The organism is Caballeronia ptereochthonis (genome assembly GCF_001545075.1).
Lineage (GTDB): Bacteria > Pseudomonadota > Gammaproteobacteria > Burkholderiales > Burkholderiaceae > Caballeronia > Caballeronia ptereochthonis.
Genome location: NZ_FCOB02000009.1, coordinates 92,538 through 118,407, shown reverse-complemented (window position 1 = coordinate 118,407; position 25,870 = coordinate 92,538). Strand labels below are relative to the sequence as shown.

Annotated in this window: 16 protein-coding genes and 9 pseudogenes; 11 read left to right on the top strand and 14 right to left on the bottom strand. The window is 59.7% G+C overall.

Annotated features, from left to right (window positions below; translation table 11 throughout):
• Nucleotides 1-147: 147 nt before the first annotated feature.
• Nucleotides 148-822, bottom strand: coding sequence for a c-type cytochrome (locus AWB83_RS11660; protein WP_244197675.1), 675 nt, complete (start codon nucleotides 820-822; stop codon nucleotides 148-150).
• A 452-nt stretch (nucleotides 823-1,274) separates the two neighbouring features.
• Between AWB83_RS11660 and AWB83_RS11655 the strand changes: the two genes are divergently transcribed.
• From AWB83_RS11655 to AWB83_RS37880, 5 genes and pseudogenes are all read left to right on the top strand, one after another.
• Nucleotides 1,275-1,472 (top strand): tautomerase family protein, encoded by a 198-nt coding sequence (locus AWB83_RS11655; RefSeq protein WP_087045380.1) that lies wholly within the window; start codon nucleotides 1,275-1,277, stop codon nucleotides 1,470-1,472.
• 100 nt (nucleotides 1,473-1,572) lie between these two features.
• Entirely contained in the window at nucleotides 1,573-2,628 is a 1,056-nt protein-coding gene (locus tag AWB83_RS11650) for an aldo/keto reductase (RefSeq protein WP_087045379.1), read from the top strand.
• A gap of 475 nt (nucleotides 2,629-3,103) precedes the next feature.
• Nucleotides 3,104-3,542 (top strand): annotated as a pseudogene (locus AWB83_RS11645) (efflux RND transporter permease subunit); the annotation flags it as partial.
• Nucleotides 3,543-3,549: 7 nt separating this feature from the next.
• Nucleotides 3,550-3,795 (top strand): hypothetical protein, encoded by a 246-nt coding sequence (locus AWB83_RS11640; RefSeq protein ID WP_510183547.1) that lies wholly within the window; start codon nucleotides 3,550-3,552, stop codon nucleotides 3,793-3,795.
• A gap of 159 nt (nucleotides 3,796-3,954) precedes the next feature.
• Entirely contained in the window at nucleotides 3,955-4,398 is a 444-nt protein-coding gene (locus AWB83_RS37880) for a hypothetical protein (RefSeq protein ID WP_143750038.1), read from the top strand.
• A 104-nt stretch (nucleotides 4,399-4,502) separates the two neighbouring features.
• Here the strand turns inward: AWB83_RS37880 and AWB83_RS11630 are convergent, their stop codons facing one another.
• The 5 genes from AWB83_RS11630 to AWB83_RS36950 all read right to left on the bottom strand — a co-directional run bounded on the left by AWB83_RS11630 (nucleotide 4,503) and on the right by AWB83_RS36950 (nucleotide 8,841).
• Nucleotides 4,503-5,345 (bottom strand): NAD(P)-dependent oxidoreductase, encoded by an 843-nt coding sequence (locus tag AWB83_RS11630; protein ID WP_087045374.1) that lies wholly within the window; start codon nucleotides 5,343-5,345, stop codon nucleotides 4,503-4,505.
• A gap of 9 nt (nucleotides 5,346-5,354) precedes the next feature.
• Entirely contained in the window at nucleotides 5,355-6,509 is a 1,155-nt protein-coding gene (gene yqhD, locus AWB83_RS11625; RefSeq protein ID WP_087045372.1) for an alcohol dehydrogenase, read from the bottom strand.
• Between the two features lie 60 nt (nucleotides 6,510-6,569).
• The gene (locus AWB83_RS37170; protein ID WP_244197674.1) at nucleotides 6,570-7,559 is read right to left on the bottom strand and encodes an FAD binding domain-containing protein; all 990 of its coding nucleotides are present in this window, start codon (nucleotides 7,557-7,559) and stop codon (nucleotides 6,570-6,572) included.
• Nucleotides 7,560-7,768: 209 nt separating this feature from the next.
• A complete protein-coding gene (locus AWB83_RS37700; RefSeq protein WP_159463035.1) occupies nucleotides 7,769-7,990 on the bottom strand; it encodes a DUF3331 domain-containing protein in 222 nt (73 codons plus the stop codon).
• Nucleotides 7,991-8,406: 416 nt separating this feature from the next.
• Nucleotides 8,407-8,841 carry a protein kinase domain-containing protein gene (locus AWB83_RS36950; protein ID WP_208636741.1) on the bottom strand — a complete coding sequence of 145 codons (435 nt, stop codon included), beginning with the start codon at nucleotides 8,839-8,841 and terminating at the stop codon, nucleotides 8,407-8,409.
• A 530-nt stretch (nucleotides 8,842-9,371) separates the two neighbouring features.
• Between AWB83_RS36950 and AWB83_RS11605 the strand changes: the two genes are divergently transcribed.
• Entirely contained in the window at nucleotides 9,372-13,946 is a 4,575-nt protein-coding gene (locus tag AWB83_RS11605; RefSeq protein ID WP_087045368.1) for a tetratricopeptide repeat protein, read from the top strand.
• Nucleotides 13,947-14,639: 693 nt separating this feature from the next.
• Nucleotides 14,640-14,981: pseudogene (locus AWB83_RS37165) on the top strand (transposase); the annotation flags it as partial.
• 334 nt (nucleotides 14,982-15,315) lie between these two features.
• Here AWB83_RS37165 and AWB83_RS11590 read toward each other — a convergent pair.
• From AWB83_RS11590 to AWB83_RS11565, 6 genes and pseudogenes are all read right to left on the bottom strand, one after another.
• Nucleotides 15,316-16,394 (bottom strand): annotated as a pseudogene (locus AWB83_RS11590) (IS630 family transposase).
• A 102-nt stretch (nucleotides 16,395-16,496) separates the two neighbouring features.
• Nucleotides 16,497-16,788, bottom strand: a pseudogene (locus AWB83_RS11585) (IS30 family transposase); the annotation flags it as partial.
• 66 nt (nucleotides 16,789-16,854) lie between these two features.
• Entirely contained in the window at nucleotides 16,855-17,127 is a 273-nt protein-coding gene (locus AWB83_RS11580; protein WP_087045367.1) for a DUF4148 domain-containing protein, read from the bottom strand.
• Between the two features lie 153 nt (nucleotides 17,128-17,280).
• Entirely contained in the window at nucleotides 17,281-17,556 is a 276-nt protein-coding gene (locus AWB83_RS11575; protein ID WP_087045365.1) for a DUF4148 domain-containing protein, read from the bottom strand.
• Between the two features lie 148 nt (nucleotides 17,557-17,704).
• Nucleotides 17,705-19,070: pseudogene (locus tag AWB83_RS11570) on the bottom strand (heavy metal sensor histidine kinase).
• A gap of 26 nt (nucleotides 19,071-19,096) precedes the next feature.
• Nucleotides 19,097-19,507: pseudogene (locus AWB83_RS11565) on the bottom strand (winged helix-turn-helix domain-containing protein); the annotation flags it as partial.
• 479 nt (nucleotides 19,508-19,986) lie between these two features.
• On the opposite strand from AWB83_RS11565, the pseudogene AWB83_RS11560 reads away from it, so the two are divergent.
• Nucleotides 19,987-21,134, top strand: a pseudogene (locus tag AWB83_RS11560) (porin).
• A 180-nt stretch (nucleotides 21,135-21,314) separates the two neighbouring features.
• Here AWB83_RS11560 and AWB83_RS11555 read toward each other — a convergent pair.
• Nucleotides 21,315-21,710 (bottom strand): hypothetical protein, encoded by a 396-nt coding sequence (locus tag AWB83_RS11555; protein WP_087045363.1) that lies wholly within the window; start codon nucleotides 21,708-21,710, stop codon nucleotides 21,315-21,317.
• A gap of 283 nt (nucleotides 21,711-21,993) precedes the next feature.
• On the opposite strand from AWB83_RS11555, the gene AWB83_RS11550 reads away from it, so the two are divergent.
• From AWB83_RS11550 to AWB83_RS11540, 3 genes and pseudogenes are all read left to right on the top strand, one after another.
• Nucleotides 21,994-23,016, top strand: coding sequence for a YncE family protein (locus AWB83_RS11550; protein WP_087045361.1), 1,023 nt, complete (start codon nucleotides 21,994-21,996; stop codon nucleotides 23,014-23,016).
• A gap of 96 nt (nucleotides 23,017-23,112) precedes the next feature.
• Nucleotides 23,113-23,648 (top strand): annotated as a pseudogene (locus AWB83_RS11545) (efflux RND transporter permease subunit); the annotation flags it as partial.
• Nucleotides 23,649-23,670: 22 nt separating this feature from the next.
• The gene (locus AWB83_RS11540; protein ID WP_087045359.1) at nucleotides 23,671-24,591 is read left to right on the top strand and encodes a LysR family transcriptional regulator; all 921 of its coding nucleotides are present in this window, start codon (nucleotides 23,671-23,673) and stop codon (nucleotides 24,589-24,591) included.
• 872 nt (nucleotides 24,592-25,463) lie between these two features.
• Here AWB83_RS11540 and AWB83_RS11535 read toward each other — a convergent pair.
• A pseudogene (locus AWB83_RS11535) lies at nucleotides 25,464-25,825 on the bottom strand (divalent metal cation transporter); the annotation flags it as partial.
• Between the last annotated feature and the right edge of the window lie 45 nt (nucleotides 25,826-25,870).

The window sequence follows — 25,870 nt, the reverse complement described above, 5'->3', positions numbered from 1 at the left end:
ACTCACGGAGAACATTGCCACAAGAATCTTTAATGTGAATTCGCGCATGTTGCATCAACAGATAAAAGGCTGGGATCTGCCGTCTCGGTTGCAGTCCACATCGGGGTTGCAGTCGCGCTCGGACGGTGTTCAATGCGCCGTCGGCCATCACGGTTTGATTACGGACAGGTAAGCCGCCGCCTCCTTGATTTGCGCCTCGTTCAGCGAAGCCGCGATAGCGGTCATCGTTCCCGGCGCCGGCGTGTTCCCCTTCGCGCGAGCCTGAAGTTCATGGAGCCGAGCAACGACAAACGCCGCCGGTTCTCCTGCGATGCCCGGAAAGCGCGCGCCATTGCCTTTGCCGCCAGCCGCGTGGCAACTGAAACAGGCGGGAACACTGGAACCCGCCGCACCCATCTCGGCAAGCTGTTTTCCGGCTACCACGAGACTTTGCGCCGGCGGCGGCACGCCTTCGGCAAGCGGCGGATTCTGCTTCGAGAAATACAGAGCGAGTTCGTGTATATCGCTATCGGAAAGATCCTTTGCGACTGTCTGCATGACAGCGCTTGCGCGGGTACCCGCTTTGAACATCGACAACGCGTGAGCGAGATAGTCGGGGTCTTTGCCTGCAAGCCGCGGCCCACCGGTCACGGTACCAGCGCCCAGCGCGCCGTGGCACGCAACACAGGTTGCAATGGACGGCGCATTTGCCCCTCCCGCACTAGCGGGCGCATTCATTGCGGATCGCGCGTGACAGACACCTGCGAATGCGATGAGCGCCGCAACCGAAAGCGAATGCAAGCCGATGCGCAGCGCGTTGGTGGAACGTGGACCGATCATCATCGTGTTTCCCATCTCCTTTGAACCAGCGCCCGGTCAACGACGCCATGAAGCGATTCTGTGCGATTGATTCTTACCGGCGAGCGTCAGGTGGATTACCGATTTGTCATCTGAGGCGAGCACCGCGCGGGTTCCAATCGGTTCGTGCTTTCATCTATCAATGGGCACAGTCAATCAGGAAGCGCGAGTTTCTGGGGCAGCCGTTCCGCATCCTTATACCTGCGTATAGGCAAATTACACTAAAGCTGCATTGGCATATCCAATCGTAGAGTGGACTCGCGCTTCAGCAGAATCTACCTTTCTCTGATTTCGACACAACCGGCAAGAGGCATGTCCTCTGTCGCGTCGTCAATGCGTTATCGCTCTCCAGTTGCCATGAGGTCGGCTCGAGCGCGAAGTGTGCTGCGCCGCTATGATTGCAACTGCATCTACTTGCCAACCCACTGGAGCACGTCATGCCAGAAGTCGTCGTTTACGCAGTAGAGGGCCGCTCTGCCAAGCAAAAGAGAGTGCTGATGTCAGGCATTACCCAAGCTGTCGTTGATAGCTTTGGTGTCGCCGCTGAACAGGTTGTCGTGCAGATCGTGGAGTCTTCACCAGACTCCAAGTCGAGAGGCGGCATTCCGTTTAGCGAACGTCAGCGCAAAACCTGAAACCGCCTGAATTCGCGGCGTGAGCTCCAGGTGCGCGGTGACGCCGCCGGCTGGGCCGCGCAAATTATTCGCCCGCAACTTACATGGAGATTGCTTCATCATGGACTACCGTCAACTTGGCCGTTCGGGCCTCAAGGTGTCGACCATCACGTTAGGGACGATGACGATGGGCGGCGAAGGCAAATTCGCGAGAGTCGGAACGGTGAGTCTCGACGAAGCGCGTCGTCAGATCGACATGTGCATCGACGCGGGCGTCAACCTGATTGATACCGCGGACGTCTATTCGAACGGTGCGTCGGAAGAAATCGTCGGCCAGGCTCTCGGTGGCAAGCGCAAAGGCGGCGTGCTGATCGCGACGAAAGCCCGTTTCCCGATGGGCGATGGCCCGAACGACCGGGGCCTGTCCCGGCACCATTTAATCGAAGCTTGCGAGGCCAGCCTGCGCCGCCTCAAAACCGATGTGATCGACCTCTACCAGGTGCACGAATGGGACGGACTCACGCCGCTCGAAGAAACGCTTGAAGCGCTCGACCTCCTCGTGCGGAATGGCAAGGTCCGCTACGTCGGCTGCTCAAACTACGCCGGATGGCACCTGATGAAGGCATTGAACGTGAGCGAACGCGATCGTCTGCCGCGCTTCGTGAGCCAGCAGATCCACTACACGCTCGAAGCACGCGAAGCTGAATATGAACTCGCGCCGATCGCTCTCGATCAAGGCCTCGGCATTCTGGTCTGGAGCCCGCTCGCGGGCGGCCTGCTGTCGGGTAAACATCGACGCGACGCCACGCCCGAGGGCACCCGTCAGCTCGCCGGGTGGACCGAGCCGCCCATTCGCGACGCCGAACGGCTGTGGTCGATTGTCGATACCCTAGTCGAGATTGCCAGCGAGCAGAACGTCTCGGCCGCTCAGGTTGCGCTCGCATGGACGCTCGGACGCCCCGCGGTCACGTCGGTGATCATCGGCGGACGCAACGAGAAGCAGCTGCGCGACAACCTCGGCGCAGCCAATCTAAAACTGAGCGCCGAACACCGCGAGCGGCTCGACAAGGTGAGCGCACCGCCCCTGCTGTATCCGTACTGGCATCAGGTGCAAACTGCACACGACCGTCTTTCAGTTGCCGACCTCTCCCTGCTTGCGCCCCATCTGAAGGCGTAGCGCTTGATGCGGCCGGCACCGACTGCCGGCCGCCCTCGATCATCGCTCGTCCTCTACCGATGAGCAGCGTGCGCCCATTGCGATTTCCGCCTTAAATAAATAAAAGTCCTCATGGTTTCATGCTTTTCGCTCGGAAACCAATTGAACAATTGGTAATAAAAAGACGCTCAAGATCTGGAGTGCGCAGAAAGTGACGATAGTGCGTCTGAGTCCGGCCCCGACGAGCCTCGCGTTTCCTAGCAACGACAAAATATTCAGGGCGAGTGCGCGTAACGCGACATGGTCTCGCCCGACATCCGCGAGCGCCTGACGTTTCATTTGGCCTTCAGCAGAAGTTCAGAGCCTTGTGTACATTCGCGCTGTAGATTCGGCACATCGGCAGGTGTGCGGAGTCAATCATCTTTGTTGCGCATCGCGCACCGCACTAGGCTCAATCAGGACGCTCTGGCGTTTTACCCCCAGCCAAAGATATCTCATGCTAGGCCTAGTCCGTATCGCCCTTCGGCGGCCTTACACCTTCGTAGTCCTCGCGATCTTCATTCTCATCATCGGCCCATTGTCCGCGATGAGAACGCCAACCGATATCTTTCCGGATATCAGGATTCCCGTGCTCAGCGTCGTGTGGCAATACACGGGGCTGCCACCGGATCAGATGGTCGGTCGCATTACCTCGCCATTCGAACGCACGTTGACAACCACGGTGAACGACGTCGAGCATATCGAGGCCGAATCGGTGGCCGGCTTCGGGATCAGATTATTTTTCCAGCCCCGGCGTGAATATCAGCACGGCGAACGCACGGGTCACCGCGGTGGCGCAAACTCAATTGCGGCAATTGCCTGCGGGTACGACACCACCTCTGATCCTGAACTACAACGCGTCGACCGTACCGATCATCCAACTTGCATTGGTCGCGGCCCTGGGTGGTCGCGAAGTACTCGGCCGACCTCGCGTTACAGCAGTATCGCCAAGGCGTGGTGGGTTACCTCGATGTCGTGCAGGCGCAGACGGCTCAACTCGAGGCGCAATGCAGCGTGCTCGATATCCAGACACGCCAGCCAAGCGCGAATGTGCAACTCCTGCACGCGCTCGGCGGTGGCCGGTCGAGCGATGAACTCGCTCACATGGCTTCAGCCCCCGCGCTCGTCGCCACGGCAACGCAGCGCTGATTGAACCTCCGCGCGGTAGGGGACCGCGCTGCCGGAGGTTCGATCACTTCGGCTCGCGTTCCGTGTGCGGTCTACTGCCAGCTGTTGGCGATCCCGGACACCTCGAGCGCGATGTCGTCGTGGCAATCGCTCGCCGTTGGCGTCTCGTGACATGGCCGAATGAAGCTGGCTTGCGATGAACCTGGAAAACTGCGTCGTGGCCTCGATCACGTGCCCCACTGCCGCCGCCATCAGTTGCTGATCGTGAATGACCAGGATTTTTTCGAGCATCAACGCGACCTCGACGCTGACCTGCCACACTCCATCACACTGCGCACTGCCCGCAGCCCGACTCAATCCAGCTTCCGCGAACCGGTACAGATCGACCGGTTCTTCACCGAAGCCCGTGTTTTGCAAGTAGTACGTCAGATACACGGCTCTCTTCAGTACATTGATCAGATGAGCATTGCCTTGCCCCTTGCGACAGACCGCAAGGGCAAGGTGATTCGCGAGCGAGATATCGGCAACAGCTTGCCTCTTCATCGGGAGCAGCATCACCTTGCTCCGGTGACGCCCATCAAAGGAAGCGCGGCTCTTGAGCCGGCGAGTGCGATGAGACATTGAACGTGTATCGAATAGAGAGCGACGATATCGGAATGGTCAGGGCTTCTGGCGCGTCTTGCTTCGGCGAATGCCGCTCATGACGAGCGGCATCGTGTCCACCGCGCTCAGCCGCCGCGAAGCGCGCTGCTCATGCCGGCATCGGAAAGCGCGCAAAGCGCCACCGCCGACCAGTCATGCTCGGCGCCGAGCCCTTGCGAGCGCAACGTCAGAAACCGGTCGTGCACCAGACTTGCCAGCGGAAGCGGAACGCCAAGCGCCTCGGCCGCCGCCCGCATCAGCCGGTTATCCTTCTGGCCGAGCGGCAATGCAAAGCCGGGCGGCTGGAATTGCTGTGACGCAATCATTGGCCCGTAGATCTTGTAGGGGGGCGCATTGAAGTTCGCGCTCGTCAACAGTTCGATCAACCGCATCGGATCGATGCCGGCCTTGCCCGCTACCGCACAGGCTTCACCGAGCGTTTCGATGATCACGGACAGCATGAAATTGCCGATCAGCTTGACCAGGTTCGCCTGCGAAGGATCCTCGCCGACGATGCCCACCGACTGCCCCAGCGTTGCCAGCAGCGGCGCGGCAACCTCGAGATGTTCGCGCGCCCCGGCCGCCATGATGAACAGCTTGCGCGCCGCCGCGGCATCGGGCCGGCCGAACACGGGTGCGGATACGAAACCCAGCCCCGCCTCACGATACTTCGCCGCGTGATCCTGCGCGGTCGCGACACTGATGGTGCTCATCGAGATGTGCAGCGCACCCGGTTTCAGCGTGGTGGCGATACCCTGCTCGCCGAACGTGACCGCAACGTGGGCGGTATCGTCGGCTACCATCGTGAATACCACGTCGGCGCCGAGCGCCGCCTGCGCGGGACTCGACGCGACGCACGCCCCCGCTTCGCGCAACGGTTCGGCGCGTGCCGGATTCCGGTTGAACACCTGCACGATCAGCCGAACCAACGCGGCTCATCAGGCTGCAAATTGATAGACCTGGCGGCTCACTTCGAGCGTCACGTCGCCGTGTTCGCCCAACTGCGTCATCCCGTGCTCATCGAGCTTCGCCACCAGTTTGTCGATTGACTGTTCGTCAATCTGGTAATCGCGCAAGCGGGTTGCCACCGACATGCGTTCGAAGAACCCGCGGGTCGCCGTAATCGCGGCGCTGATACGCTCGTCCGCGCTGCCCTCGGTGATGTTCCAGACGCGTTCGGCGTACTGCAGCAATTTCGCCCGCTTCGATTCATGCCGCACACTGAGCATGGCCGGCAGCACGATCGCGAGCGTCTGTGCGTGATCGAGTCCATGCAGCGCCGTAAGTTCGTGGCCGAGCATGTGGGTCGCCCAGTCCTGCGGCACGCCGGCGCCGATCAGGCCGTTCAGCGCCAGCGTCGCGGTCCACATCAGGTTGGCGCGCACCGCGTAGTTGTGCGGCTCGGCAAGCGCTTGCGGGCCGACTTCAGTCAGCGTGAGCAGCAGGCCCTCGGCGAAACGGTCCTGTACCTTGGCATCGACCGGATAGGTCAGGTACTGCTCGATGATATGAACGAATGCATCGACGACCCCGTTGGCGATCTGCCGCGGCGGCAGCGAATAAGTCGTAGTCGGATCGAGCACCGAGAAAAGCGGATAGGTCGCATCGCTCGTGAAAAACAGCTTGTCGCCTTTCGCGCGATGGCTGATGACGCTGCCATTGTTCATTTCCGAACCGGTCGCGGGCAGGGTCAGCACGCTGCCGAACGGCACCGCCTCGCGCACCGGAGCTTGCCTCGCCAGAATGTCCCATGGCTCGCCGTCGAACTTCAGCGCCGCCGCGATGAATTTCGTGCCGTCGATCACCGAACCGCCGCCCACCGCCAGCAAAAAGTCGACGTTCTTCTGCCGCGCGAGCGCAACTGCTTCCATCAGCGTTTCGTAAGTGGGATTCGGCTCGATGCCGCTGAACACGTGCCACGCACGCTCGCCAAGCGCCGCCTGCACCTGCGCGAGTACGCCGTTGCTCTTGATGCTGCCGCCGCCGCTCGTAATTAGCACCCGTGCATTAGGTGGGACATGGGCATCGAGGGCGGCAATCTGGCCTTCGCCGAAAATAATTCGTGTGGGGTTATGAAACGTAAAGTTCTGCATTGAAGCTCTCTTCCTTGGATTGAATACGGACCACGCTCCTGCACAGGACAGGGGCGAGTTTCACGCACGCGTGGCGCCAAACGCCCTCACGACGTTCACCCAATACGCCGCGCCGGTTGCCAATGCGTCGCCATTGAAGTCGTAGTGCGGGTTATGAAGTGGAGCGCGCGGGGTGGCTCCGTCGACGCCCATCCAGATGTACGCGCCCAGCTTTTGCTGCGCCATGAAAGCGAAGTCCTCGGAAGCCATCGACGGCTTGCAGCCCAACGTCACCTTCTCCGCGCCGACCGTCGCGCGCGCCGCCTCGAACGGGAATGCGTGCCGCTCGCCGGCGCGTGCGACCGGGAAATGCACGGTGCGAATGATTTCTTCCGCGGCGAGATCGGTTGTCATGACCGCGATCAGGAATTCCGCGGCAGGCGCGAGGCGGGCGCCGGCCGGTCCGACGATATCGATACTCGCACCCAAGGTGCTGGAGATGAACGGCATCTGCGCCGCAGGATCCGCGTGCGCGAGGCTGCCTCCCAGTGTGCCGCGATGGCGAATCGCGTAGTGGCCGATGGTCGCGGCCGCCTCCGCGAGCAGCGGACAGGCGGCGCACACCGTGGCACTCGTGGCTACCTCGTGATGACGCGTCATCGCGCCAATGGAAAGCAACTCGCCCGCGAGCGTCGCTCCGCTCAGCTGCGGCAATGCGCTGAGGTCGATAAGATGCGCCGGTTGCGCAAAGCGCATGTTCATCATTGGCGCGAGGCTCTGCCCTCCCGCGATGACTTTGGCGTCGTAGCCGTGCTGTGCGAGTAGCGACAGCGCATCTTCGAGCGTGGCAGGACGGTGATACGAAAATGCCGCGGGTTTCATGTGTTCTGCGCCTTCAGGTTCACGCCCGATCGCTTGGCGAAAACGGTGCGGACGTTGGCGGTTGATCGAGAGGGTCACGCGTTGACGAACACGTCGCGCTCCGCTGCTTCGGTCAACTGTCGAGACGCGAAGATAGCTCCAAAAATTTAACTCGTCAATCGACGATATATGATGCTTTCCAGCCAGCAAACCTGCAGAAGAAGTAGCGAGATACCGGCTAACGCTTTGTTTTTACCGGCAAAATCTTGTATCCATCTTGATCAGATCCAATGATCCGATCGATAATAATAAATCTTCAATTGACGAATTAGTTATAACCCATCGAAGCCCGCGAGCCACTTCACGGCGCATTGTGCACCGTCGCGGGGCATCGACTGGCCAGCCTGCACCAGTCCGCCTCAGTCGCGCGTGCTGGCCTTGATCAGCGCGCTGGCCAGGATCACCGCATGCCTGTTGAGTGGAACGAATCGTCCGCGGATGCGGGGACGGTAGATGCGGTCGCCTTTGCTGATGTACTCGCCGGACAGGGCGCAACGCCCCGCCTCGCGAGCGAGGGATGGTGCCCAGATCTGCTCTCCGTAGTTGCAAAGCGTTGGGTCGTAGCCAGCGCAAGGCGACAAGCGAATTGGGCAGTTCTTCGACGACTGTCAAAGAATAGCTATGCATGTCACCACCGTCAGTGCGAGATTGTTTGGTCGAACCACTGCTGACTTGCGGCTACTGGATGCACAGGACCGAGAAGTCGACCGTACGTCGATAAATGTTCTGCCAAGCCATGGCACGAACGTGTACTCGTTATATGCGCTCTTCCAATATGGATCCAGCTACGTAGAACACCTGACACGATGATTCCTTGGAGAGGAAGAGAAGGGAACCGGTCGAGACGCCAATGAAACTGCATGTGGTCGTCGGGCCGAACCGCGAGCCTCGCGCTGCAAGGGCAGAAAGCGCGTCGCGATAAGAGAGGGGTAGGTTTTGCCGGAGAGCGAGTCTACTTTACGGTCGGATAGGCGAATGTCGCATTGGCGTAACCGGCTTATACGGCGGTATATGCGCGGCAGCCTTCGGAAATGGCAACATGGTCTTGAGGAGCGCTCAGCGTGGTCAAGAATGATGCCCTGTGGGCAGACAAGGTTTGGTACCCAGCGACTCCGCCTTGCGAACGACGTCTGGCATCGAACGCGCATTCATTTTTCGCATCATCTGTCCACAGCGAATAGCAGTCGGTGCGGTAGTCGACGGGCCGATTCATACGGCCGGTTTGCTCAGGAGACATGTACGCCCAATCGCCGACGGATAACCCGACGTCTTCTGCCGAGACGCTGTGTTCCGGGGTCGTTGCGAGGCTGAAATCCGCCAGCAGAATAGCGTCCGTTTCTGGCGCGACCAGGGTATTGGTCGGCCGCAGATCTCGATGGATCACGTGAGCGCCAATCATGCCCGCCAATGCATCGACCATATCGGCCTTCACGTCATTCTCGGCAAGCGCTCATTCGTAACCGTACTCGCCCTCCCGAACATGGCGTAGTTGTGGTCGGTCTTTGGTGAATCGCGTCTCGTAACTTCGGCGGGCGCTTGCTGGTTAGGTGCCGCTCTTCGCACCCCGTGAGCACAAGTGCATAATCGGCGAACCCGAACGCGGCGTCGATCGAGAAAGTAGCGCTGCATCGATGTGCGAACGACCCGGACGAAAACCTTTCAGCGTGAAATCATTCAAACGGCGGAGGCGACGACCAGATATTGTCTTTGCTCTCCAGTTCAACTCACATGGTGCGTCCGGCGCGACGCAAATGCGATCAATGACGCCATTCGGCGGGCATGTTGCTGACAATGCAAAATTGCGGCATGCTGTTTCTCGCTCAGGGTGCCAATGCGATATTTAAAGGTGGGCGGCGCATAGTCGTTCGAAATCGGCGTGCTGTTCTGTTCATTCGAAGCACTGCTTCACAACGCAAGCGCACAGGAATGCGGTTGTCTGTTCATTGCCCTTAGGGGACGACTATGAACGAAGAATCGGACGAAAGCGGGCACTCGAGTTCGAACGACAACGGCACCGTTGGGTCGGGCGGTCAGGACTCTCCGGAACCGAAAAAGATTGTGACGGCGGAAGGCGAGAAACAGGAAGCAGGCGCCGGAGAAGAATCAAAGGAGAGCGAAAAGGCAGACGCCAAAAAAGGCCCGTTCGGCAAATTCGTAGCAGCGGTTGGCAGTGCGAAGACGTTAATGGTCAATCTCGTGCTCGTTGGCCTGATCGCCGTCGCGCTGTGGTCCGGGTTCATAGAGTTCCGGAAGAGCGCTATGGTCATCGACCTCATCCAGGTCCCGGAAAGTCTCAACAAGCAAGGATATTCGTCTCAGACCGTCGCGCAGGCACTGGTCGACCGAATGTCGCTTATCCAGGACATCGCGCAGTTGCGTAAGAAGGGAATGCCGCTTCAGCCAGCTTGGTCGGAACTAGACATCCAGGTGCCCGGAAGCAACATCTCCGTAAGATCGGCGGTCCGCTATCTGAAGGTCGAGGCCGGAATCGAGGACACGCGAGTCGGAGGAAGCGTGACCATGGACGCCGGGAAGCTCCGGCTGATCCTTAGGCGAACCGGCGGTCAGAACAGCGTTATATCTGACCATACTGGGTCGCTTGCCAACCTCGGCGAACTGCTCGATCAGTCTGCAAAAGATGCGCTTATCGCGGTGCAGCCCTGCCTCTTGGCCGCTTACTACTACAACCTGGAATATAAGTCCCGTAATTACGTCAGAACGATCCCGTCCATCCACAAGTGTCTGGCGAACGACGACGCGGACAGCCTTGCACAGGGCTACAACTTGTGGGGAAACGTACTGGCAGACATTGGTCATACCGATGAAGCCAAGCGCAAATACGAACTGGCCGCAGGGACAACCACGAAATGCAATTCCGCGGAAGCGTGCCTGAACCTCGGAAAGCTTTATGCGAACCGTGGTAACCAGGCCGCTGCGATCGCCCAGTTCCAAGCAGCCAAGCGCGCGGATGACACGCTCGCGGATGTGTACTCGTTCTGGGGAGACGCATTGAACGCCACCGGCCGCTACGACGACGCAATCGCTCAATGCCGGACTGCGCTCAAACTCGATCCAACGTCCGGTTGGTCGAATATCTGTATCGGCACGGCGAACCGGCTTCGGGGAAACAATGCGGAGGCGGTACGCAACTTCGAGGACGCGCTGGAATTCGCCGAGCGCAAGAGTGTGCGTAACATCGGGCGCACCGGCCCTGACGTCGATATCACCCTTTCCGATCCGACCTACCTTGCGTGTCGTGCACTTCAAGAGCTCGGCAGGTATCGAGATGCATTGAAGCAGTGCGAACTGAGCGCCACCCTCGATCCGTCTGATGCACCAACCCATGCCACCATAGGCGACCTCCAACGGACGCAGCTTCGCCGCAATGAAGCGCTCAGCCAATGCCGGCGTGCCATCGCCGCGCGCGCAGATTTTGTTGACGGACATGATTGTGCTGCCCGAGTGCTCGCACAGTTTGACGGGCCAGCGGCCGCCTTGTCCGAATTCAGGTCGGCGATGGCCATCAACCCATATTTCGGCTTGCGTTTGGTGTACGGTGACGCGCTGAGCAGTACAGGCGACGATGCCGGCGCGCTGGAACAGTACGGGCTGGCATTGGCGCAAAATCCTCTCAGCATCGATGCGCTCGCCCGTTTGTCGAACGCTGCGCTTCGCAGCGGCCACGTGGATCAGGCCATTGCTTACCTCGCCACGGCCTCGACCATTGCGAACGATTCATCAATGGTCCAAAACAGGCTCGGCAACCTTTTGTCCGGGCTCGCGCGGACCGGGGAAGCACTTCAGCACTACCAGATTGCCGCGACAGCGCCTGCCGTCGACGGAAGCGGCTATGTCGAACGCGGCGCCGCCCAGGCCAACATGGGGCACTTCAAAGAGGCGGTGGTCGAGTATGAGAAAGCACTCGCGCTCAATCCGAGCGACGAACTTGCGCAGGCGTACTGGGGCGACGCCATGGCCGCAACTGGAAACACGGCGAAGGCTATCGAGCATTATACGGTGGCGGTCAGCCGAAACCCCAACAATCCCGGTTACCACAACGGAATGGGCGATCTGCTGAATCATGGCGGCAATTGGAAAGCGGCCGTGCAGCATTATCGCGCCGCTGCGAGGGCGCCGGCGATCGACTCCGGCGGCTTTCGACAACGCGGCGCTGGTCAAGCCAAGTTGGGCCACTACTCCGAGGCCATAACCGAGTATCGAAAGGCCATCGCGATCAACTCGCGGGACGATGACACCTATGTGGCGTGGGGACAAGCACTCGCCATCACGGGGAACGACGATGCCGCCATCGAGCGTTACACCCAGGCCGTCGAAGCGAATGCGAGCAACGTCGATGCGCTCATGCAATGGGCGTTCGCCGCATGGCGACAAGGAAACGCAGAGCAGGCCCTCGCCCGACTCAGCGCGGCCGCATCCATAGCGCCCGGCGCACCCGTGCCTCACAACCAACTCGGCATTATGCTGATGGCGCGCGGGGAGTATCGGCAGGCATTTGCGCAATTCGCAGCGGCAGCGGGAACACTGGCGACCGACAGCGGTGGCTATCGCGAACGCGGCGACGCGCAGACGAACATGGGCCACTATGCCGCGGCTATCGCGGAGTACAGCAAGGCGCTCGCCATTAACCCGCAAGACGACAACGCGCATGTGTCGTGGGCCAATGCACTAAAGAACACAGGCGACGTCGCCGGGGCGAAGCAGCACTATGCAGCGGCCATCCGGATCAATCCGCTCAATGCAGACGCGCACGTGAGGCTGGGAGACGTCCTGACAGACGAGGGCAACCGGTCGTCGGCGACGAAACACTATTACGCCGTCGCCCGAATGCCAGCAATTCAAGCAGTCGACTATTACAACCGCGGCGCGGCTCAAGTGCACATGGCTCACTATGTCGAGGCGATCGCTGAATACCAGAAGGCAATCGCCATCAACCCGAACTACGGCGACGCTTATGTGGCCTGGGGCGATGCCTTGGCCGCTTCCGGGAATGATGGTGCCGCCTCCGCGCGCTACGCCCGGGCGGTGACCGTAAATCCATCGAACGCCGACGCCGAGACCCGACTGGCGGACGTTGCGCAGAGGGAAGGACATCTTGATCAAGCTATCGAACATTACGTCTCGGCTCTGGCCCACTCTCAATCGCTGTTGGTGGTTCGCAATAAGTTAGGAAACCTGTTAAAGGATCACGGCAGGTTCGACGAAGCACAGGAGCAATACGCTGCTGCGGTTGCCGCACCGGCGATCGACGTGAACGACTATCGTGAGCGAGGCCTCGCCCGCTACAGTATGGGCCGTTACACTGACGCGACAGGCGATTTTCAGAAGGCCGTCAGTCTGAACCCCAAGGACGATAGCTTGCACGAACTTTGGGGAAATGCGCTGGCGGCCACGGGAAACGATGACGGTGCTGTCAAACAGTACGCGCAGGCTTTACGCCTCAATCCGGCCAGCGTCAGCGCCCGAGCGCTGTGGTCTGACGCCGCACAGCGCCGAGGTGACAACGCTCAGTCCATTGCCCAACTCAAGGGAGCCCTTGCCATCGCACCGAACGCCGGCTGGATTCACAACAAGCTCGGCAGCGCGCTGCTCGCGCGCGGAGACGTTGCGGACGCGCTCGGGCACTTCGCGACGGCCGCGAGCATCGCGGCTAGCGATTTCGATGGAATACGAGAGCGAGGCAACGCTCTGACGAGCATGGGCCGCTTCGCCGACGCGGCGGTCGAATATCGCAAGGCGATCGCCATCAATCCGCAGGATGATTCCGTGCAAGTCTCCCTGGCCAATGCATTGGTCGAGATAGCAGGCTATCCGGAAGCGATGGAGCACTTTGCAACGGCTGCGCAAATCAATCCGCGCAATGCAGTCGCGCACCTGGCGCTGGGTGATTTCCTGAACGGCAAAGGTGACCGGTCCTCGGCGATGGAGCACTATAATGCAATCGCCCGAATGCCGGCAGTCGAAGCAAATGACTATTACAACCGCGGCGCGGCCCAAGCGCACATGGCTCACTATGTCGAGGCGGTCGCTGAATACCAGAAGGCGATCGCCATCAACCCAAACTACGGCGACGCGTACGTGGCCTGGGGTAATGCCTTGTCCGTTGATAACGACAGCAGGGCGATTGTTCAATACGCCAAAGCCGCGACGGCGAGTCCAAGCAATCGTGATGCGCATTTACAATGGGCGCGAGCGGCCAGACGGCAAAAGCGCATCGACGAGGCCATCGTGCAATACCGCTTGGCCCTGAAACTGAGTCCGGCTTCCGTCCTCCCCCTGATCGAACTGGGTGACACGCTTTCCGAAGTGGGCAGACCAGAAGAAGCAGAGAAAGTGTATCGGCTGGCGTCCACGGCATATGCGATGAACGCGCAGGAACACTTCTTCCGCGCCGAGGCTTACGCAAGATTGCATATGATGAAGGAGGCCTCATCGGAATGCCAGGCCGCCTCGGCCATCAATGCGGTAAATGTCGACTGCTCGCCTTTTGCCGAGACTGCAGTAACCCCGAAGCAATAGTATTCCTGCACGCATTCGCCGCTGTTGGGTTCGCGAGCTTTGACGCGCCAGATAATCGACGTTCGAAGCGTTCGGCTGCCTGCTGAGGCGAGGCTGCGAGCGCATGCTTGTCGTCATAAGAAGCGTTCGATAACCAAATGGCCTCACTGTTTTGACATTCCGCCGCTGAACCCCAGCGTGCGGATCTCCAGCACCGGCTCTCGGACAAAGAGCATCACGCCTTCATCACGCAGGTGTGCGAACACGCTCAAAGCGAGGCCGGGCTAGTACGACATCCCCTAAATGGCCACCTTTAATAATTATCGGGCTGCAAGTAAGGGTGCAGGAGCTAAAGTCGGAACTGGTGTACGGGGGAGTTTAGGCGGGAGCTTGAAGGCGGTGGAGGTTTTAGCTGAGAATCTGATTGTCGAAGTCGGAAACCAGCAAACAACAAACCATCCACCATGAGCAAGCTTACGGAAAAAGCAGTTGTCGGTCTATCGGAAGTCGGTCTGGGCCTGGACGAATTGGTGCGACACGGAGCGCGGCAAGTGATTCAGCAGGCAATCGAAGCGAAGCTCTCGGCGCTGCTGGAGCGATTCGAAAATGTCAAGACCTTGCATGGACAACGCGCCGTGGTACGCAACGGCTATCTGCCTGAGCGAGAAGTGTTGACGGCAGCCGGGGAGATTCCAGTGAAGGTGCCCAAGGTTCTACGCGGCGAAATATCCGAAGGCCACGGAAACCTTGAAGAAGGATCGGGAGAGCCTGCTGGCTTTCTACGACTTCCCGGCCGAACACTGGCAGCACCTGCGCACAACAAACGCGATCGAATCGACGTTTGCGACGGTGCGCCACCGTACTACGCGTATGCGCAACTGCGTGTCGCGACCGACCTTCCTCGGTCTGGCATTCAAGCTAATCGAGGATGCGGAAAAAACTTGGCGCCGGATCAACGGCCCCGAACAGATCCAGCTGTTGCTGGAGGGCATTGCCCTCCAGGACGGCGAGCCGGTGCAAGACGATCAACCGGGTCAGCAGAAACTCGCCGCTTGACGTCGCCCGTTATCAACGGCCCATACACGAGACTTGACCTTATCTTAGGGTGCAGGAGCGTGACGACTAGCTCGGTCATTTCGTCGAGCGAACCTGTGCCCGGCAGTGGTTCCCATCGGCCGGTGTGGCTGCGAAACGCGGCACTATACCGATAGCGGCCGAGCTCGGTGAGGCGCGCCACGACGGTGTGCTCCTCATCATCGAGACGTTTGATCAACAGGTGCCGCCCGTAGGCTTGTGTGACGATCTGCTCATGGCCAAGCAAGCTGCGCAGCTGACGCTGAAGTTCGGCCGCGCATTGTTTGGTGGGATGGCGGGCATGTCAGTCTCTCGATTACGATGCGCCAGTTTGCAGCGGATACCCTCGGAAAGTCCATCTGAAGGGGGGCGTGCTGTCTGATTATGCTCGAGGATAAACTGCTCGGTACGCTCGCGCAGGTGCGCGATGCTGGTATGGCTGGCATGGCGCAATACCCGACGCGTGTAGCGCGCAAACCATAGTTCGATCTGATAGACCCAACTCCCGTGCAACGGCGTGAAGTGAAAGTGAAACCGCTCATCGTGCCGCGCGTTGAACGCATGCCAGACAGCCTGGGCACGATGCGTATTGAGGTTGTCCCAAATCACATGCACCCGTTTGCCCGGGTACGCCCCGCGCTCCATGAAGGCAACCAGGTCGTCCTGGGTGCGACGCTCGCGACAATCTGCCAGCACCTGCCCGGTATGTACATCCAGCGCAGCAATCAGCGCTTGGGTGCCGTGGCGAATATATTCAAACTCCCTGCGCCGCAGCCGTCCCGGCGCCGGCGCATGCCCCGGATGCTTACGCTCGATGGCTTGAATGCCAGTCTTCTCATCGATGCTGAGGAACACCGCGTTTCGAGGGACCTTGCGGTGCGACTTACAAATCACATTGACCTTCTCACGAAAGGCTAGGTCGGGACTGTGTAGCCATTGCTTGACCCGGCGCGGTCGAACGTCACCGGCCTGCAAGATGCGCTGTACATGAGTGCGGCTGATCTGTTCGACAATGCCGCGCTCGATCGCGCGCGCCACGATCTCGTCGAGCGTTGGCGTAACCCGCTCCTCGGGTTCGTGCGCTTCACATGCCAACGCGATCAATTGCAGTCGCGTTTCTTGCGTGATGCGCGGCCGACGGCCGCTACGCTCACCCTCGCGCAGCCTTTGTGCACCGTGCAGTGCAATGCGCTTGCGCCACATGCACACCGTCTGCACCGACACGTTCAACTCTCGAGCAATGACCGTATTCGGATGTCCTTCGTGCGCCCAGAGCGCGATGCGTGCCCGCATCACATCGCGCCGAGCCGCAGTCTTTCGCTCGATCAGCGACAAAAGTTCTTCTCGTTCCTTCTTCGCGAACTTTATTGGCGTTGCATGACGACCTTGGCTTATCCCAACATGTTAGCCAAGACTCTTATTTAATCAAGCCATTTAGGGATGTCGTACTAGTTGGGATTTTTTGCAATGGCGGTTTCAAAACCGAAATGCAACAGGTTAGTGAAGAGATGAAGGTGATTGTGTGGAGGCTTCGAGCAGGCGCGCAAAGACCTCCAGAGGCGACTGAAACGCGTGGGTAGCACGAGGATGATTGTTCAGCCTGTTGGCGATGGCGTCGAGCTCGTGCTGACTGTAGACGGACAGATCGGTGCCTTTGGGCAGGTATTGTCGGAGTAGCCCCTTGGTGTTTTCGCAGGTGCCGCGTTGCCACGGGCTGTGCGGGTCACAGAAGTACACACACACTGGTGGTAACAGTAAGTTCCGCATGCCGCGCCATCTCCTTGCCCTGATATCACGGTGACCAAACCGCTGTCGGTCATGCGGCGCGCCGCCTCGTGTGTGGTACGCATCCCGCTTAGTGATTGGTCTGCGTCTCAGCGACGCCGCCATAGGCCGTGGCAACCTTGTGTTCATGCTGCTCGGCGAAAGCGGCCTTGTTACGCGCGATGGTGCGTGCGCTCGGCGGATAGTCCGTGCCGTTCGCGGGCAGCAGACCTTGCGCTTCAGCCTGCACGAGTTGTTGCTTGACCTCGGCGCGCGTGAGGCCGCTCGTCTGCGCCTGGGCCTGGGCCTGGGCTGCTAAGCCAACGGTCAAAGATGCGATAAGCAGGAGAAGGGTCCTTTTCATGATCGGTTCCTTAGGAAACTTAATGCGTTAAATTCGGATTGGAGGATGAGTTGGCAAAGCACGGGCCGTGATCACGTGCAAAGGCGTCGTGCCATACGACGCTCAGCGCGCAAACAAGGCTCGCAAGCGCGCTCGCGCAAAGGGTCCATCGCTTCATTGCGATGCCTCGCCGTTGTACGAAGCGCCGCTCGCCTGCGTGTTTGCATTCGCGCCGCCGTACGCGTCGCGCGCCGCGACCTTTGCTTCGGCGGCTTGCAGCGCCTGCGGATAATCCGCATCGTGCGTGCTCGGGCGATAACCCACCGCTTCGAGCTGCGCGAGTTCGGCGCGCACTTGCGCACGCGTCACGTGACTCGGCGCCGATTGCGCGAACGCTGCGAACGGCATCACGGTCGCCACTGCCAGGACGACACACATCAACTTTTTCATCGTCTTTACCCTCACTGATTCACGGAAGAATGGCGGAGGATGACTGCCCCCCGAACGCCGCTGCGTTGTTCGCGACGTTGAGGACATTGTGGGATTCGAGCCCTGTGGAGAAGCTGACGCTGACGTTACAAGTTTGATATCTTGCGCATCACGAACGTGAGGCCGCGTCCGGAAAAGACAGCACGAAACGCGTGCTGCGCGCGTCGCTTTCGGCGTGTGCGCGGCCGCCGTGCAGTTCCATGATGGTCCGCACAATGGCGAGTCCCACCCCCGCCGATCCGCTCGCCGCGCCCGCGCCGCCACGCGACGAATCGCCGCGATAGAAGCGGTCGAACACGCGTTCGAGCATCGACGGTTCGATGGGCACGCCCTCGTTCTCGACGCACACGCGCACGAGCGCCGCGTCCGCATCGACGGAAAGCGTGATGGTTCCATCGCGCGGCGTGTAGCGCACGGCATTGGCGAGCAGATTGCTCACCGCGCGCCTGAACAATTCGACATCGGCCGTCAGCGGTTCGGAACCGCGCACGGTGATGCGCACGCCCGCATCTTCCGCGAGCCCTTCGAAATACTCGGCGATGCGTTGCAACTCCTCGCCCGCATCGAATTCGCGCAGATGGCGCGCGAATTGCGGATGCTCCGCGCGCGCGAGAAACAGCACGTTTTCGATCATGCGCGAGAGGCGAGCGCATTCCTACATATTCGATGCGAGCAGCATCTGATACTCGTCCGTCGAACGTGGTCGCGCGAGCGCCACTTCGGTTGCGCCGCGCATATTGGCGATCGGAGTGCGCATGTCGTGCGCGAGGTCGGCCGTGAATTGCGACAGGCGCTGAAAGCTGCGCTCGAGTCCCCCGAGCATGCCGTTGAGCGCGGCGATCAGCGGTTCCAGTTCGCTCGGCACGTTGTCCATTGCGATGCGCGTATGGAGCTTGTCCGATGTCACCGTCGCCGCGCTGTTCGCCATGTTGCGCAGCGGTTCGAGCGCGCGGCGCACCAGAAAGAAGCCGATCGCGATAGCGGTCGAGCAGCATCCAGCGATCGCGCATGTCGCGCACCACAACGATGGTCGCGAGCGTGCCGTCCATCAGACGCGTGTCGACGGCCAGCACGCGAAGCGGATCGCCATCGGCTTCGTGCATATCGACGATGGCCTGAGCGGTGATCTGCGCGCCCGCGGGCACCGCATGCGACGGCAGAGCAACCTGCGCCAGCGCCGCATCGACATTGTGTTGCACGAGCGGTTTGCGCGCGGCATCGACGATTTTCAGGGACAGCGCGCCGTTGCCGAGCACCTGACTTTCGAGCCGTTCGCGATAGCGTTCGATATCCGCATAGCTCTGCAATTCATCGACAAGCCGCCGCGTATGGCGCGCGGCGAGCACGATGTCCAGACCGTCCTGCACGTGCACTTGATGCGCGAGCGCGAGAAACACGAAGGAGCCGACCAGCGCGAACACCGCGAGCGTGGTCGCGGTAAAAACGAGCGCGAACGTCGTGGTAAGCGAACGCATATGCACCAATCGTGACCGGGCGTATTGATCACATAGCCGACGCCGCGCACCGTCTGAATGAGCTTGACCTCGAAGTCGTCGTCGATCTTCGCGCGCAACCGACGGATGGCGACTTCGACCACGTTGGTATCGCTGTCGAAATTCATGTCCCATACATAGGATGCAATCTGCGTGCGGCTGAGTACTTCGCCACGCCGGCGCGCCAGCAGTTGCAGCAAGGCGAACTCGCGGGGTGTCAGATCGATGCGCTTGCCCGCGCGGCGCACCTTGCGGCGCGCAATGTCGATTTTGAGGTCACCCAGCGAAATCAGATCGCTGCCGCGCGGCGGGCCCCGCCGTGCCAGCGAACGCACGCGCGCAAGCAGTTCGACGAAGGCGAAGGGTTTGGCGAGATAATCGTCCGCGCCGAGTTCGAGACCGCGCACGCGGTCCTGCATGACACGAAGCGGGGTCGTGGGCTCGAAATCAGGGAATTAGCTCGCCGAAAACCGACCCGCATCAAGGGCCATTGATCTCTCCAACATTCGAGACGTTATCTCACCAATTATCAAGGTGAGAGCGATCCCAACGGACAGCGCAGACAGTGTCGCGATTATCAGCATATCCACTTCATCCTCCTGTAAAGGCGTCAAAGGGTCTCCCTGTCGTACGTATTTTTATGGACGTCTTGGGCCCTTATCTTCTGCCCGCATGCTTAGTAGACGCTTAGCGCCTTAGCGCACCTCAAACTCGCCATAACAGATTAAGCAAGCGCCCTTTAGCGACAAGAAGGTGTATGTGCGCCACACGCGAACAAGAAACTGTCTTACCTCGATCTTTCAATCTTTGGCCGATTACAGTCCGTGACCACGCAGTGCTAACGACAGCACGACACGCGCTGCATCAGGTTTGACCATCATCAACACGGGCCCCTTCCATGAAAAGAAAACTGCTCGCCAGCGCGATTATTTGCGCGCGTGCGTACCCGATCGCTTCCTTAGCGCAATCTTCCGTCACCCTTTACGGCGTCATCGACGAAGGCTTCGACTACACGAACAATGTCGGCGGCCACTCCAACGAGCTGCTGGCGAGTGGATTTGCACAAGGCAGCAGATGGGGGCTGAAAGGCTCGGAAGATCTGGGCGGCGGCAACAAGGCGGTGTTCCAGCTCGAAAACGGCTTCGACGTGAACAACGGCAAGCTCGGGCAGTCGGGGCGTATGTTCGGGCGGCAAGCGTACGTGGGTTTGAGTTCCTCGACACTGGGAACGCTGACCGTCGGTCGTCAATATGATTCGGTGGTCAACTTCTCGCGCCGCTGACAGGGAACGGCAACTGGGGCGGCTACCTGCTTTCCCATCCGTTCGATAACGACAACACCGACAACTCGTTCCGCCTCAATAACTTGGGTCAAGTACACGAGCAACAACTACGGCGGATTAACGTCCGGCGGTCTCTACGGCTTCAGCAATCAGGCGGGCGGATTCGCCAATAATCGCGCATACAGCGTGGGCGCGCAGTACGTCGCCGGACCGCTCTCCGCCGCGGCCACGTATATGCAGATCAACAATCCGGGCGCCAATGCGGGCGGCTCCCTCGCCGCCGACGACACCGCCTTCTTCGCCGGACGCGAGCGCGTCTGGGGCACGGGCATCAACTACGCCATCACCGATGCCGCCACGCTCGGCTTCGTCTACACCGATACGGACCTGAACAACGCCACCGGCTCTGTCTATGTCGGCAATTTCGCCAACACCGCGAGTTCGCTCAAGTTCGACAACTTCGAACTGAATTTCAAGTACCAGTTCACCAAGGCGATCTTTGCGGGCGCCATGTACAACTACACCTCGGGCAAATTCTACAGCGCGGCGGGAAATGCCAAACCGAAGTGACATCAATTTGGCTTGATGACGGACTACCAGATTTCGCCACGCACGGATGCCTATATTCAAGGCATGTATCAGCACGTTGCGGGCGGCAGCGCAGCGGCGTCGCCGCTCGATCAGGCTTATATCACAGGGCGGACGCTCCGTCTTCGACGCGCAACCAGTTCGCCGGCCGCGTCGCCGTTCGCCACTTGTTCTAGCGCCCATCATCGAAGCATAAGCACGCTGGCGGATCGAAAAAACGAAGCGGCGCAAAAATAGCGGATTGCGGCCTTAAGTCCCAAGAAGTCGGTCGCTCGTGTCGTCGGGAACCGCGCGGCAGACTTCGTTCAATCATTCGCGCCGTGCAGATAAGCTAGAGACGCGCATCGAGACAAGATTCAATTCTTCCGATTAGCCCGCGAATCGAGCGCTGCCTCCTTGCGCGGCGCGGGCGCTTCTCCGACATCGGCGCAAGATTCGACATGAAGCTGGACGAGCCATGCAGCAGGACATTCATCAGCGACGACCAGCCGCGACCCTTCTCGTTCATCCAATCCTTGCGTGACATGACCTTTTGATGCAGCTGCTTCGAACGCCGAGCGAGCCTGGATCTTCGTCGCGATGACGAGGGCAAACGAAACGACAAGCACGATTACTCGGGTGGTCTCGTCACTGAAATCATCGATGCGCCCGGACGCAGCCAAAACGAGCAGCGCCAGCACTTCGGTGACCGCAACCGAGATGGCGAACAGCACACCATTCGCGCGCATCCTGGCGAGCACGACATGTCGCATCCAAACCTCCCGTCAAGACCGCGAATGAATAGCCCTCGCTGGATTGTCGGCTCGCATCAACCACGCGACAAGAAACACATAAGAAAAAGAGAATTCCTCGACGCGAGGACTTGCGACGCAACCGCGACCCTGGCATCGCTCGCTTAGCGGAGCCTTAGCGATTGGCTCGGTCAGAGATCGGCGAACCAGAGAATCAATGCAAATCTCAATTCCTTGAGCTTGCGTATGAACGCCCTTTTTCGAGCGCTAGACTCATGTCGAACATTCGCACCCTCAAATCGCCATGAAATGCCTTCGACTCGCGGCTCTGCTTTGCTTTGCCTACGTTGCCGGCGTCCAGAGCGTTCACGCCACCGACGCACCTAAGCTGAACCTGATCAAAACCGTTCCCTTACCCGCAATTACCGGCGGAGATTTCGATCATTTCGCCGTCGATCTGGCGCATTCGAAGCTTTATGTCGCGGCGGAAAAATATGGGTCGATCGAGACGTTCTCGCTGCCCGACGGTCGTCATACGGAGAGCAACCGGTCGGTCGCCGTCTCTCCGCACAAGATCGAACTGATCAAGGAAGGCCAGGCGTTGATGATTGCCGACGCGGGAGCCGCGCGCCTCGAAATCGTGGACACGGGCAGCATGACCGTCGAGAAGCGTATTTCGCTACAGCCTCAGCCTGACAGCGGCATTCTCGATGCGCGAACCGGAATCTTCTATGTCGGCAATGGCGGCGTTCAAAGCGGCAAGGACTACGCCTATATCAGCATGCTATCGACGCAAAGCGAATCGTTGCTCGGACGTATTCGCGTCCCGGCGGGCCAGATCAAAGGCATGGCGATCGATCTGCGGACCCGGCGCCTGTTCGTGAACTTCCGCGACAAGAATGCCGTCGGCATCATCGATACCAAGACCAACCGGCTCGTCGGAACATGGAGCGTCCCCGGCCCTTCCCGCAATTCCGCCATGACCCTCGACGCCGAACATCGGCGCTTGCTCATCGGATCGCGCCAGCCGGGAAAGCTCTATGTTCTGAATGTCGATACCGGCAAGGTCATGCAAACGCAGGACATCACCGATGTTTCCGACGAGATGGCCGTGGACCCCGCGCATGCATGCGTCTATGTCGCTGGCGAAGGCGGACTCGACGTGATACGGCGCAAGCAGGACGGCGCCTACACGAAGGTCCAACACATCGATACCTACGGCGGAAAGACCTTCGCTTTCGTGCCCGAGTACCACCGCCTCTATGTGGTGCATACGAAGGGGCCGCTGGCTTCGAAAGCCGGCCTGCAGATCTTCGACACGCACTAAAAGCAAGATTACGAACTTGTCACTTTCCGGTCAGGGTCGGGCAAAGCGCGCGCATGCAAACTGCGTCTCCTAGTGCCCCGACTCGGAAAAGACTTCGTGTGGATCGTTCGACTCGCCCTTCGCCGCCCTTATACGTTCCTCGTTCTGGCGCCCCTGCTATTCATGATCGGCCCGCTTGCCATTCTGCGCACGCCGACCGATATCTTTCCCAACATCATATTCCGGTTGTCAGTATCGTCCGGTCGTATAGCGGGTTTTCCCCCGAGGACATGGCGAACCGCACCACGTCGAACTATGAGCGTGCGCTAACTTCGGATGTCGAGATTATCGAGCACATCGAGTCGCAGGCGCTCAATGGCGTATCGGTCATCAAGATCTTCTTTCATCCGAGCGCGGACATCAATCGTGCGGTCGCGGAACCCACGTCCAACTCCGCTTCCATTCCGCGCATTCTGCCGCCGAATATCATCACGTATAACGCGCTGACGGTGCCTATTCTTCAGCTCGGCCTGTCGAGCGACTCATCGCCCGAGCAGACACTCTACGACCTCGGCAACAGCTTCGTGCGCACGCAACTCGCCACCGTCCAGGGCGCGGCCGTGCCCCTGCCCTTCGGCGGCAAGACACATCAACGTCAAATCAAAGCTAGCAGCCATGAATCAACTCGAATCGATGCGAATCTTCGTCAAGGTCGCGGAGTGTCTCAACTTCGGCGTTGCCGCGAAACAGCTCGGAATATCTAATTCGGCGGTCACGCGAGGCGTCGGTGCGCTGGAGCATCATCTGAGACTGCGGCTGATAAACAGGACGACGCGTAGCGTTTCGCTCACACAAGCGGGTCAAAGCTATTTCGAGAGCTGCGCCGACGTGCTCTCGCAAGTAAAACAGATAGAAGAAAAAGTGCGCGCGGAAGCGGAATCCGCGACCGGCCGTGTGAAGATCGCCGTATCCGCCCTGTTCGCGGCAACGGACTTGCCCAAGTTGCTGACCGAGTTCCGCAAGAAGCATCCGCTCATCGCATTCGACGTGACGATCTATGAAAATCAGGCGCAAATCTCGCCCGAGGATTTCGAATTGTCCTTCATGGTCGAGCGCAAGCTCCGCGATTCATCGCTCGTCTGCCGAACGCTTGGTCGGACGCAGGATGTCATCGTCGCCGCGCCTTGCTATCTAGAGTCTCGCGAGTTGCTGCTCAGTCCGAGAGATTTGCCCAATTACGACATTCTTCTAGATTCCGAATCGCTGATGCGCTACTGGACATTCAAGGACAAGGACGGCGTTCACCGCGTCGCGCTCGTACCGACGATGACCGCACGGAATACCTGCGCTGTCGTCCGTTCGGCGGTCGCGGGTCTGGGCGTAGCGCGGCTGCCTCGAATGGTGATAGAAGGCGAGTTGGAAAGCGGAAAGCTCCTCCCGCTTCTCGAGAATTTCGATCTCGACGGGAAGGACCGAACCATTAGCATGCTCTATGCCGGCCAGCGTTACGCGACACAGGCGATTCGATCGCTCGTGGACTTTGCGATCGAGCGACAGGCAGAGATGTCGTTCGCTTCGCGCGGCGCCCATGCTTGACGACTTGTGCAAACGCCTGTAATGCCGCCGTCTTGCCGGATCAAGTGCGGACACGGTGACTGCACTGAACGTCGACGGGATGATCTCACGCTGATTCCACATCCGATCGGGAGTTGCACCGTTGTCTGTGTCACCGGTTCACCGCCGCCCAAGTTCAATCTTCTTCGGTATCGTGACGCTCTCCGTCGTACCGGTCTTCGACGGACGAGATTACATTTCGCTTTTGCCCGCCCGCTACGACGTCATCAGCGGGATAGCCAATGCTCACGCCTTGTCACGCCATTTCGCTTTGTGGCTCGGCATATAGCCACGGTAACGGCACAGACGGCACACTGGATGCGAGCGGCCCCATCGGTGATACGGGGCTTGCATACCCCACTTACCTTCCGCTCCGATACCCTCCATTGCGGCGCAATTCAGCCAACGTCAATACCTTTCAACGCCGACTATCCGTCGGTCACTCCGGCGCGTATCGCCGAAACGAACCTGCGACCGACTTTATTTTCTCACATCAATGATTCCAGACATTAAAGTCCGTCACAGCGGCGGTAGATGGCAAAGCTCTTTCCTGCCTTGTCACATTCAACGTCTGGAGAATTGGATGTTGAAGCCGTGACCTGCTGTACGACCAGTAGTTGCCTACCCGGACGTGCGCGATTGGTAACGATCGGGGGCGAAGCTCCGAGGACAAAGTACCTTCCGAAAGGCGTTCCACCTTGGCGACAAGGTGGCCGACACCGCCAGCAGCGACGTGGTGTGGGAGCAAGGCAAATTCCGCATGCGCAACTCAAGTGAACCGCTTTTAAACCTTTGTCACGACTGATGGGCCAAAGCTGCTACCACGCCTAACCAAAATGGTGCGTAGCAGGTTGCGCGCCCATTGCTGAAAGGTCGGCGGCGATATTGATGACGTTGGCGACGACCAGCAAGATCACCGCACTGTAAAGCAGCCAACGCGGATAGAGTGCACGCATGTTGGACGCCAGGCCTTTACTTGTCACGCGCCCGATCCGTGCGCTCACCAGCTGAATCGCGGTCATCAGCGGGTATGTGGCAGGAGCGTCCAAAGCAGATCGAAACCAAACTGGGCGCCAGCCTGTGAGTATATGCCGATGCCAGAAGGATCGTCATCCGCCGCTCCTGTAATGAGCCCGGGGCCAAGCCGCTTGATCCATGTTCGCGCGACTGGATCGCTGACCGCACTCTCGGGCTCAAGAATCTTGTCGTCGCTCATGGAATCCTCCTTGCGCAGCCTACGCAATCGCTAGGCCAGGGGATT

Excerpts from the sequence above, each read along its gene's own strand:
- AWB83_RS11660 (WP_244197675.1), bottom strand. The coding sequence starts at position 822 with ATGATGATCGGTCCACGTTCCACCAACGCGCTGCGCATCGGCTTGCAT.
- AWB83_RS11655 (WP_087045380.1), top strand. The coding sequence starts at position 1,275 with ATGCCAGAAGTCGTCGTTTACGCAGTAGAGGGCCGCTCTGCCAAGCAA.
- AWB83_RS11650 (WP_087045379.1), top strand. The coding sequence starts at position 1,573 with ATGGACTACCGTCAACTTGGCCGTTCGGGCCTCAAGGTGTCGACCATC.
- AWB83_RS37880 (WP_143750038.1), top strand. The coding sequence starts at position 3,955 with ATGAAGCTGGCTTGCGATGAACCTGGAAAACTGCGTCGTGGCCTCGAT.
- yqhD (WP_087045372.1), bottom strand. The coding sequence starts at position 6,509 with ATGCAGAACTTTACGTTTCATAACCCCACACGAATTATTTTCGGCGAA.
- AWB83_RS11605 (WP_087045368.1), top strand. The coding sequence starts at position 9,372 with ATGAACGAAGAATCGGACGAAAGCGGGCACTCGAGTTCGAACGACAAC.
- AWB83_RS11580 (WP_087045367.1), bottom strand. The coding sequence starts at position 17,127 with ATGAAAAGGACCCTTCTCCTGCTTATCGCATCTTTGACCGTTGGCTTA.
- AWB83_RS11575 (WP_087045365.1), bottom strand. The coding sequence starts at position 17,556 with ATGAAAAAGTTGATGTGTGTCGTCCTGGCAGTGGCGACCGTGATGCCG.
- AWB83_RS11555 (WP_087045363.1), bottom strand. The coding sequence starts at position 21,710 with ATGCGACATGTCGTGCTCGCCAGGATGCGCGCGAATGGTGTGCTGTTC.
- AWB83_RS11550 (WP_087045361.1), top strand. The coding sequence starts at position 21,994 with ATGAAATGCCTTCGACTCGCGGCTCTGCTTTGCTTTGCCTACGTTGCC.
- AWB83_RS11540 (WP_087045359.1), top strand. The coding sequence starts at position 23,671 with ATGAATCAACTCGAATCGATGCGAATCTTCGTCAAGGTCGCGGAGTGT.